Below are 10,428 nucleotides of genomic sequence, written 5' to 3'. Positions count from 1 at the left end.
CCCTAAGTGGCCGTTACCGCAGGAACGGATATGTACGCGGTAAGCTTCAAGATCCCGGTCGCCTACCAGTCCGCTTTCGCGAGCAAGCCCGCTCCCACATTTGGATGGTGGTGTTACAGATGGATCTGCTGGGCCTGGAATACCGCTATCGCAGGCAAGCCAGCTCCCACAGAGGACATGTGAACGCAGGTTCATTGCTCCGCTCCCGGAGCGCCCGCCTTGGCCTCTTGCTGAGCCTGACGCCGCTGCAACTGCTCCCGATCAAACCCCTCGATATACACCTGCGCCGCCCGCCCAACCGGCGCCGCCATCGCAGGCCCCGTCGCCCGCCCCTGATTCAAATCCTGGCGCTGCTCCACCATCTGCATCAAATTCAGATTGTTGGCGCAGCCCAACGGCAAGGTCGCCTTGAAATCCTCGTCCAGTCCAATCTCGTCCTTGGCCGGCGGCTGCTGGCACTGGCTTGGCACCCCGTCCGCCTGATACTGCGGCGAGTAATACACCGGCGCCAGATGCGTCTTGCAGCCCACCACCAACAGGGGCAAACACATCAACAAACGCGAAACTTTCATGCCATGCCCCCTCATCAATTCATGTAGAAACCAAACGCCCCACCACTGCGCGGCCCCGCCGCTGCGGCGGTCGCAGGCTGTGCATCCAGCGGCGTGGCCAGGGTGCGACTGCGCACCGGCTCCACCAGGTACGGCGTAATCAAAATCACCAATTCGGTTTCATTGCGCTGAAAACGCTTGGAGCGAAACAGGTTGCCCAGGATCGGCAAGTCCCCCAGCAACGGCAGCTTCTCGATGTCCTGGCTGCTCTCACGCTGGAACAACCCGGCAATCGCAAACGTCTGCCCGCTGCCCACTTCCACCCGCGTATCGGCGCGGCGCACGCTGAACGACGGCACATGGAAATTGCCGAAATCCACCGTGCCGCCACTCACCACACTGCTGACCTCAGGGCGCACTTGCAGGGCGATCCGGCCGTTGGGCAGCAGCGTCGGGTTGAACAGCAGCGACACGCCGAACGACTTGTATTCGATCCCCACCAGGTCCCGATTCACCGGCACCGGGATCGCCACTTCGCCGCCCGCCAGGAAGCTCGCGGTTTGCCCGGTCATGGCGGTGATGTTCGGCTCGGCCAGGATTTGCAGGATCCCGTTGGCCTGCAACGCGTCGAGCATGCCGTCGATATTGGTATTGCCCGAGCCGCTGCCCGCCGCCGCCAGGCCACCGGCGGTGGCGGCTGCCAGCGGTCCGCCGGTGATCAGGCCAAAGGAGAACGTGCCGTTGCTGAACATGGCGTTCCAGTTAACCCCGTAATGCAGCAGTTCCGAGCGGGACACTTCAGCGAAGCGCACACGCAAGTTGACCTGGGCTGCACCGGCGTACTCAGTGGTGTTGACCGCGCTCTGGAAGCCCTGGCCCTGTGGGTTGAGCAAGGCATTCAAATCCGTCGCTTCTCCAACCGAACGCACCGTGCCCTTGGCGATCAATCGGTTACCGGCACCGCTGATCTGCGCGCCATTGCCGGGATGCAATTCCTGCATCGGCGCGGTCACTGCCTGGGTCGCGCTGCTGACCGCCAGGCTCAGGCTGGCAAGCTGTTTGCCGTCGCTGCCGAGGGCAATCAGGCTGGTATTGCCCGGCGCCTTGCCGAAGATATAGATCACCCCGGGCGACACCACTTGCAGGTCGGCAATCCCCGGCTCGGCCACCAGTACCGACTCCACCGGGGCCACAAAATGCAGGATCCGGCCTTCACCGGAGGCCAGGTTGATAGACCCCTGGGCACCGTTGGCGATGTCCTGGGCACTGCAGAAAAACGAGGTCAACGTCAGCAACAGCAGACAAAAACGGATCATGAGGCAGACGCCAGGGAAGTGACGGAAGCCGCGGCAGGTGCACGGCGGTTGGAGATATCGGTAAGGCTGATGGTCACCAGCGCTTGCAGGTTGTATTCGGTGGCCAGTTCGCGAAACGACAACACCGCCAGCTCCAGCTCACCGCGCAGTACCAGGCGCCGCAGGCTGCGGCGCAGTTCCGGGTGCACCAGCAATACCGCACTGTTGGCTTCAGTGGTTTTGTCGCAGGCCTGGCGCAGTTGGGCGAGCAACGCGCGGTTGACTTCCTCGGGGATCACTTCACGGCTGGGCTCCTGGCGACGCAGAGACGCACGCAACTGGTCTTCCAATCCCGGCGCCAGCACCAGGGCGCCAATCACCCGATTGCGGTCGGCGTACTGATGGCTGATCTGCCGCGCCAACCCTGCACGCAGGTGTTCGGCCAGGCGGCCGGCATCGGTTTCCCGCGCGCCCCACTCCACCATGGCTTCGAGCAAGGCCCGCTGATTGCGGATCGACACGCCCTCGCCCACCAGCAGGCGCAGGGTCTCGGCCACCCGCTGCAACGGCACCAGGCGCAGGGCTTCCTTGACCAGTTCGCCGTAGGTGGCTTCGGTGCGTTCGAGCAGCAGCCGGGTTTCCTGGATGCCGAGGAAGTCCGCGGCATAGCGGCGCAGGCTGCGTTCCAGCACGCCACGCAGGACTTCGTCCGGCAGCAGGAAACCGATGCCGGCGTTGCGCAACGCGTCTTCGTGCTGACGCTCGATCCAGTGCGCGGCACGACCGTTGAGGGGCGAATCGGCTTGCAGGGTGGCGATGTCCAGCAACTGCACATGCACCGGATCGTCCTGCAACAGCAGGCAGTTGATCGGCATCTCGCCTTCGCTGACGGGTACGCCTTCCAGTGACACGCGGTAGCTGCCCGGCGTGGCCTTGGCGTCCATGTGAATGCCCGGCACCGGCATATCGACGCCGAGGTCGCTGCGAATGTCGTGACACAGCGCTTCGATGCGTTGGCTCAGTAGCTGGCGCGGGGCGCTGAGGGCCAACGCACTGCCGAGGGTCAGCAATACCCGAGTGTCGGGGGCCACGCCATAATCCTGCTCGGCCTGCACTTCAACCACCGGTTCCAGGGTCTCGACCAGTGCTTCAGGCTCTACCTGGTTTTCACGGGTATGACGGCGGTACATCACGAAGGCCGCACCACCGAACACCAGCGACAACCCGAGGAACACCCAGGTCGGAAAGCCCGGTATCACGCTGACGCCCACCATGATCAATGCGGTCAAACCGAGGGCGCGGTAGCTGGCACCCAACTGCTTGAGAATCTCGCTGCCGAGGTCACCCGCTTCGCCGTCGCTGTTGACCCGCGTCACCACGGTGCCCGCCGCTACCGAGATAAGCAGCGCCGGGATCTGTGCGATCAAACCGTCGCCCACGGTCAGCAGCGAATAGGTGTGCACCGCCGCGCCGAAGGCCATGTCGCGCTCGATCATGCCGATCAGCATGCCGCCCAGCAGGTTGACCGCGAGGATCACCAACCCGGCAATCGCATCGCCCTTGACGAACTTCATCGCCCCGTCCATCGCGCCGAACATCTGGCTCTCGCGCTCCAGGCGTGAGCGCCGGCGGCGGGCTTCGGCCTGGTCGATATCGCCGTTGCGCAGGTCGTTGTCGATGCTCATCTGTTTGCCGGGCATCGCATCCAGGGTGAAGCGCGCCGCCACTTCCGCGACCCGCTCGGCGCCCTTGGTGATCACCACGAACTGCGCCACGGTGATGATCAGGAACACCACCATGCCCACCACCACCTGGCCGGCAATCACGAAGTCACCGAAGGCCTTGACGATATGGCCGGCGTCGCCGTGCAGCAGAATCAAGCGGGTGGTGGTGATCGAAAGCGACAGGCGAAACAAGGTGCTGAGCAGGATCAGCGGCGGCAGCGCGGAGAATTCCACCGAGTGGCCGATGTAGAACGCCACGATCAGGATCAGGATGCTCAGGGCGATGTTCAAGCCGATCAGCATGTCCACCAGGTAGGTAGGCAGCGGGATGATCATCATCACGATCGCCATCAGCATGAACGCGACGATGATCACGTCGGTACGCTGGGCGGCCATGCGCGCGATGCCGTTCAGGCGATTGAGCAGGTTCATGGCGCGGCTCTCCGTGCAGCGAGGTAGCGTTTGAAGCACTGGCGCGCTTCGTCCTTGCGTTCGCCGTACCACAGCGCCCGGGCACGCAGCAGCAACAGGCTGGCAGACTCACCCTCCAGCGCGACCAGCCGATCCAGGGCCGCGAGTGCGCGGGTGAAGTCGCCGCTGTCGGTGAACGCCAGCACCAGCGAGCGCAGCAGCAGGCCATCGTCGGGCGCGACACTCACGGCAATCAGCAACATCACCAGCGCGCGCTGGGACTGGCCGTTGCGCCGGTACAGCTCGCCAATGCCCTTGAGCAATTGCACCGCGTCGTCGTTGTCCCGGGGCATCAGGCCTGGACCTCCGAGCGTTGTTGTTCGAGGGTGCGGCGCATCTCGATTTCCTCGCTGATCAGGTCATGGGCCAGCGCCTTGATCTGCGGCTCGGCGTCGAGGTTCGGCAACAGGTGCTGCATCACGTGTTCCAGCAGTTCCAGGGAACGTGCGCTGCCGAACAGCAGCGAGTCGACGCCGGCGGCGCTGGTGAGTTCTTCCAGGTCACTGCGCAGGGAGCGGCGGGACTGGACCTTGCGGGTTTTCAGCAACGCTTCGAAAGCCGTGGCCTGGCGCGAGTTGACCGGGCGGATCGCCTCGACCGGCGCGCTGCGCACGTCACTGGGAATCAACGGACGGGGTTCGACTTTCATCCCGGGGCCTTAGCTGAAAAAAGCAGCGTCATAGGGTGAAGGTGAAGCGTTCTTCGCCACGGGCGAGGATCACCTGGTTGTTCTCGATGCGCTCCAGTACCCAGTTGTCCGCCAGGGCCGCGCCGGGGTACAGGCGCTTGCCGCTGTCATTGATCACGTAGGGGTTGGCGCCGAACCACACGGCTTGAAAGCGCACCCGTGGCCGGGCCGCATCTGCACGCACGGCAACCCGCGGGTTAAGCACGATCTGCTGGCCGTAACGCTGGTCGAAGGCTTGTTGCAGGGCGACCCATTGAGGCTTTTGCGCGCGCTCAAAGGAGCCGACGGCGTTGAGTTGGCCATCGATGTCGTTGACCTTCACGGCGTCCAGGTGGGCGGCCTGCAATTGCCCTTCGAACCAGGCCTTGGCCTCGGCACGGGAAGGCTTGGCTGCGGTTGTTTCGGCAACCGGCATTACGGTTTGCGCTTGCGGTGGATCGTTGCGAAATGCCAGGGCGCCAGCGCACACAAAGAGCAACGCGGTGGCGATGATCCAGGGCGTTAATGTGCGTGTCGTCGCAGGCGTTTTTTCAGGGCTGCCCGGCAGCGCCAGGCTCACACCCGCCGTGCCGATACGCAGTTGCAGCGGCAGCCGCGCGCGATGGCCGCTGCCTAGGGGAATACGGATATCGCCGGCAGTGCCGGTGATCAGTACATCGCCGCCGAGGGCCTCGACGGCCACCTGGGGCCCTTCAAAACGCAGGCGCAGGTGCAACTCGGCAATCCCGGGATCGCTGAGCTGGAGGTCGGCCGCCAGGGCGGCGCCAAGGGTGTAGACCGGCTGGTCGAGCATCAGGGAACTGCCCTGGTGCAAACCGTGGGTCACAAGCAGGGTCGGCGCGCCGTTCGCGGCGGGCAGGCCCAGGGAAATCAAGGCTGTCATGGTTGGGTTTGCCCCCTTGAGAATCACAGGCCGCAACGACGCCTGTGCCGATCAACAACGGTGCAACGGGGTAAGGCAGGTATACGGGCAGCGCCGGCGCTGCCCGCATGGCGAATCAGTTCTGCGGACGCTGTTTGGTGGCGTCGAGCTCTGCTTTTTTCGCGGTGCTGATCTCGGTGATCTTGGCCGACTTCTCGATGGCCATGTTGAAAGTTGCTTCCATCTTCGCGATAGCGTCGTCGGCGCCGCCTGCACTTACTGGTGGAGTAGTAGCCATGTTCAATCTCCTTGCATCGATAGGGAAGTTAAGCCGCATGCAAACCGAAACAAACTCCCAGCGTCAGACAGTGAGTTGGCCATGCAGCCGTCGGTTTGCATGGGAACCATACTACTCACGAACAAAACGCCTTCGCTGTGAAAGCTTGTGAAACGTTCATGGCAGGTGCTGTGAAAAATCCGGCTCAACGTGCCGTTGAGAAAATCTCATCGCCGCGCGGGCGTGGAACTTTTGTTAAAAAACCAATACACGACGAGACCCAATGTTTACGGGGGCACAACCTGAAAAACGAACCAACTCGAACAATTTACGAGCCCGTTACCCTTGGGTAAAAACGTTGATCACTCAACAATTCCAGAAAATAAATCCGACAACTTCACACTTTTAACTAATAGCCATTTGCCCAACTTTGCAGATATTTCCATTTGTAACAAAACCGACTTGATCATCGCGTTTGATAGCTCGGCGCGGGTTAACCCAATAACACTTCGCAACTTTCGCCCGCCCCAGTTAGTGCACTTGCACTAAATATCGACTGATATAAAACAACTTCCAGGTGATCTATGACTGCGATCCCGAATCGCCTTGACCCTGCCGACAACAAAGGCCCGGATGGCTCCCGGAGCACGTTCGAAAAAGCCCTGTTCACCGCCGTCGACAAGCCGGTATTCGACCCCTCGAAAATCCGCGGGCCGTCCATTCCGCTGCCGTACCAGAACGTGCAGGCACCGGTGAACAACAGCATCACCTACACCCCGCTGGGCAGCGACAAACCGGTGACCCTCAAGCAGATCGACAACCCCAGGCTGTTTGAGCAATTGGTCAACCAGTACAACGCACAGCAAAGCGACGCGACCCTTGAGAAGAATCTGGCCGACAGCAAAGGCGCCGGCTACAAGGAGGCAGACGCCAGCACCGTGGCGCCTGGCCTGGGCAACTACAAGGCGATCGGCAGTACCACCGAATTGGGCCCGGGACTGATCCGCTACGAGACCAGTGCCGGCGACAAAATCGTGGTCAGCCAGAAGGAAACACCCGCGCTGTTCGCCCAGGTCAGCGGCGACTCGGCCAAGCTCTTTGCGATCAATGCCAACCAGGCCGAGGGCTACCGCCTGGCCGGCCCCATGGAAACCATGGACCCGGCAGCGAATATCGGCCCGCCCGAAGAAGTCGGCCCGGGCCTGATTCGCTATACCACGGCGTCGGGCGACAAGGTGATCGTGTCCCAGGACATCACCCCCGCGCTGTACGACCAGGTGGCCAAACTGTATGCCGGCAGCACCGGCGCGGCGGGCGCCTCGGACACGTCCTGGATCGACACCTCATCGTTTGGCGTGTCGGGTGCCAAGGACTGGGACACCATCACCGGCAACACCAGCGGCACGCCGACCAAGGAAGAACTCGACCTGAACCGGCCCAAGGCGGCCGCGCAATTGCTCTCGCAAAACTGGGACGCCTGGGGCCTGCATGGCGCGCCGATCGACTTCGCCAACCCACCCACGACACTCCCCCCCGAGGCTCAGGCCGTACTCAAGTACGTGGCCAGCAGCCCGAGCCTGATGGCCGCGCTGGATACCGGCGGGCGTGGCAAGGCCGACAATGTGATCACCCATTCCGATGTCGACCATTTCATCGACAACGCCGGCAAGGACCTCGGCGCCGCGTCGAAATCCTATGGCAGTTTCCTCGGCAGCAAACCCGGTGACCTGGCCAAGGCGAATGCCAAGTCGGCGGCAATCCTGATGGCCAATGAGAGCCTGGCCGCTGGCGCAGGTCCGGCGATGCGCCCCGGTGACGCCAACCAGCGCAGCAACGACGGCATGCTGCGCAGCGACAACCTGCAAGCCTTGGGCAGCGATTCGGCCCTGAGCACCGAGCTGACCGGCGCAGCGGCCATGTGGTCCAGACCCGGGATGTTCCACGCCCTGGAAACCGGCGGCGACAACCCCGCCACCGGCAAGTCGGACGGCATCGGCACCCGCGACAACATCGGCGCCTGGCTGGAAAAACAGGCGCCGAAAACCGACAGCGACACCCTGACCTTCCTCGACGGGGCCGCCACTCGTGATGCGGTCGCCGGCGTCGACACCTCGGGCCTGACCGCCGACATCCTGGCCAACCCGCAGAACTACAGCGGCGAACAGAAAGCCGCGGTGCTGGTGCAGTTGACCGATGCACAAACCCGCCTGCTGGTCAGCGACTACGTGCCCCACGCCGGGTTGATGGACAAGTACACCTCGCCCCACTACGGCCTGAACCCCAACGAAGACAAAATCAAGGCACAGCTGCAAAGCGGCATCGAAACCCTCTCGGCCGACCCGGACGTGCAAGGCTTCCTGCAAAACAATCGCGGCCCGGCACTGGCCGACATCGTCGACAGCAACCCGGCGATGAAAGTCGCGATGCAGAACTACTACACCGACGACATCGAGACCGGCAAAAACCTCACCGACAATCTCAACGCCAAGGACCAGAACGGCAAGCAGATCGACATGGGCATGGGCCTGCAAAACGCGGCCAACGATACGACCATCGCCAACCTGGCGCTGGGGGGCAACGGCCATGTGGACCTGACCGGCATCGCCGACAAGGCCGGGCAAAGCGACAACATCCAGCAGTACTACAAAAACCAACTGGTGACCGGCAAGGCCTTTACCGACGCGGTGGCCGGCGGTATGGACCCCACCGTGGCGGCCAGCAGCTTCGCCGCCAGCACGGCCTCGGCCCAGGCCTTCCTCGGCGACAAGGCCTCGGCGGATGACGCCGCCACCTTGCAGGTGAATTTCAACGAAGCCCTTGGCGACGCCCTGCTCGGCGGCGCCACCACCGACACCCTGAACATCACCCTGGGGGACGGCAAGGGCAACTTCGACGAAGCCAAGGTCACTGCCGCGATCAACGACGCCCAGCAAAAAGATCCAGAGATGTTCGTCACCTCGGATGGCGGCAAGATCGACCCGGCGCAAGTGGTGTCGATGCTGCGTTCGGTATGGGACATCGGGCGCCAGGGCAACAAGATCGCCGACGCACTGCCCAAGGCCATCGAAGGCATGAAGTTCGGCGACGTCAGCCCGGCATTCAAGCAAGGCCTGCTGCACATCGGCAGTGCAGTACTGATGAGCGGCGTGCTGATGGCCCGTTCGGCCAGCGGCAGCAACACGCCGGTGGCGGACGCGAACCGGGTATCCGCCGGGCTGCAATTTGCCGGGCTGTTGATGGAGGGCGGCACCAAATACGCCAAGGAAGCGGGTTACGGTATCACCTGGGTCAACCGCCCGGATGGCGGCACCATTGGTGACTTCCCCGGCAAGGTACCGGTGGGCAAGGGCCCGTTGAGCCCGCAGCAAATCGCCAACCTCGGCGCGGCCGGCAAGATCATTGGCTCGGCGGGCGGGATTATCGGCGGTGTGATCGGGGTGATTGGCGGTGTCGACTCGTTGAAAAAAGGCGACTACTTGAGCGGCAGTTTCTCGGTTGCCACCGGCGTGCTGGGTACGGGTGCGGCGGTGGCCGGGTTGGTGGAAGCCGGGGCCGGGTTGTACGGGGCCACGGAAATCGGCGCGGTGGCCGGGACCATCAGCGGGATCCTCGGCGGGGCTACGGCGATCCTTGGCGGGATCGGCAGCGCGTTCCTGCCCTTCTCCCTGGCTGATGCCCATGGCAAGGCGCAGGACGCGTTCTATGGCCAGCTTGCGCCGGTGCTCAAGCAATACGGGTTGACTGGCGGGCCTACGGAGCCGGGTGATTATCCTGAAGACCCGATCCCGGCGATCAACACCTGACCTTCCCTTGCAGCCTTGCGCGAAGGGAGCCGCGCGAGGTTGTGTTTTTGAACATGCACAAAGGTTAATCACATGACGTATTCACACCGCGGCCACCTTGAAGACAGCGCTATTGAAATCCATTTTGGCCCTTATCAACTGCTGCCCCGACGTCATCTGCTGCTGAAAAACGGTGAGCCGGTGAGCCTGGGCAGTCGGGCCCTGACGTTGCTGATTGCCCTCGCTTCGCGGCCTGGTGAGCTGTTGGAGAAGACCCAATTGCTGGACATCGCCTGGCCACGGTTGGTGGTGGAAGAGTGCAACCTGCGGGCGCAGATCAAGGCGATCCGCCGGGCGTTGGGGGATGATGATTCGGTGTATATCGCGACGGCGACGGGCCAGGGGTATCGGTTTGTTGCGCCGACCTGGGTTGAGCGTGGGGCGCAGAAAAAGCCGGTGGTGTTGGGGGTTTATAGTTGTCGGCGTTGTTTGGGGGATGAGGTGAGGCCGATGCACGGCGTGCGGCAGGAGAGGCTTAACAGTTGAGGGGGGGATTTGGATCGGGGGCATATCCATTATTTGGGTGATGGCTTATATCGGTTCCGCTCTTACAGCGGCTCACTTTTGAAAAGCGCAAAAGTAAGCAAAACGCTCTTGCCCCACCACTCGGCACCTCGCTTAGGCTCGGTGTGCCCTCACTCCGGCTTTGGACCGTGGGCCGCCGTCATGGGCCATCCCTGGCCCAGGACGGCTAACCCGGCGTCCTGCCGGGTTACCC

The 10,428-nt window shown here is 63.0% G+C and carries 9 protein-coding genes; 2 read left to right on the top strand and 7 right to left on the bottom strand.

All coding sequences use genetic code 11. From position 1 onward, the window contains the following. Positions 1-191: 191 nt before the first annotated feature. The 7 genes from HX805_RS31665 to HX805_RS31635 all read right to left on the bottom strand — a co-directional run bounded on the left by HX805_RS31665 (position 192) and on the right by HX805_RS31635 (position 5,889). Positions 192-572: a hypothetical protein gene (locus tag HX805_RS31665; protein WP_003207261.1), complete on the bottom strand. Its 381-nt coding sequence runs from the start codon at positions 570-572 to the stop codon at positions 192-194. Between the two features lie 14 nt (positions 573-586). Next, entirely contained in the window at positions 587-1,867 is a 1,281-nt protein-coding gene (locus HX805_RS31660; protein WP_008433173.1) for a type II and III secretion system protein family protein, read from the bottom strand. Next, complete coding sequence (sctV, locus tag HX805_RS31655; RefSeq protein WP_008433174.1) at positions 1,864-4,002, bottom strand: type III secretion system export apparatus subunit SctV; 2,139 nt, start codon at positions 4,000-4,002, stop codon at positions 1,864-1,866. Before sctV ends, HX805_RS31660 begins: the two co-directional genes overlap by 4 nt. Further along, positions 3,999-4,334, bottom strand: coding sequence for a lipopolysaccharide assembly protein LapB (locus tag HX805_RS31650; RefSeq protein ID WP_003207267.1), 336 nt, complete (start codon positions 4,332-4,334; stop codon positions 3,999-4,001). Before HX805_RS31650 ends, sctV begins: the two co-directional genes overlap by 4 nt. Continuing rightward, positions 4,334-4,690, bottom strand: coding sequence for a hypothetical protein (locus HX805_RS31645; protein WP_003207269.1), 357 nt, complete (start codon positions 4,688-4,690; stop codon positions 4,334-4,336). Before HX805_RS31645 ends, HX805_RS31650 begins: the two co-directional genes overlap by 1 nt. A gap of 28 nt (positions 4,691-4,718) precedes the next feature. Then, on the bottom strand, positions 4,719-5,612 hold the full coding sequence (locus HX805_RS31640; protein WP_177117634.1) for an FHA domain-containing protein: 894 nt from the start codon (positions 5,610-5,612) through the stop codon (positions 4,719-4,721). 115 nt (positions 5,613-5,727) lie between these two features. Next, entirely contained in the window at positions 5,728-5,889 is a 162-nt protein-coding gene (locus HX805_RS31635) for a hypothetical protein (RefSeq protein WP_003207273.1), read from the bottom strand. A gap of 563 nt (positions 5,890-6,452) precedes the next feature. On the opposite strand from HX805_RS31635, the gene HX805_RS31630 reads away from it, so the two are divergent. Both HX805_RS31630 and HX805_RS31625 read left to right on the top strand, forming a co-directional pair. After that, on the top strand, positions 6,453-9,671 hold the full coding sequence (locus HX805_RS31630) for a type III effector HrpK domain-containing protein (RefSeq protein WP_177117633.1): 3,219 nt from the start codon (positions 6,453-6,455) through the stop codon (positions 9,669-9,671). Between the two features lie 72 nt (positions 9,672-9,743). Further along, positions 9,744-10,196 (top strand): winged helix-turn-helix domain-containing protein, encoded by a 453-nt coding sequence (locus tag HX805_RS31625; RefSeq protein ID WP_177023013.1) that lies wholly within the window; start codon positions 9,744-9,746, stop codon positions 10,194-10,196. The last annotated feature ends 232 nt before the right edge of the window (positions 10,197-10,428 follow it).

This window comes from Pseudomonas sp. G5001 (assembly GCF_013385475.1).
In the GTDB taxonomy this organism is placed as follows: Bacteria; Pseudomonadota; Gammaproteobacteria; order Pseudomonadales; family Pseudomonadaceae; genus Aquipseudomonas.
The sequence above is the reverse complement of the archived record's forward strand: the minus strand, read 5'-3'. Positions and strand labels throughout refer to the sequence as shown.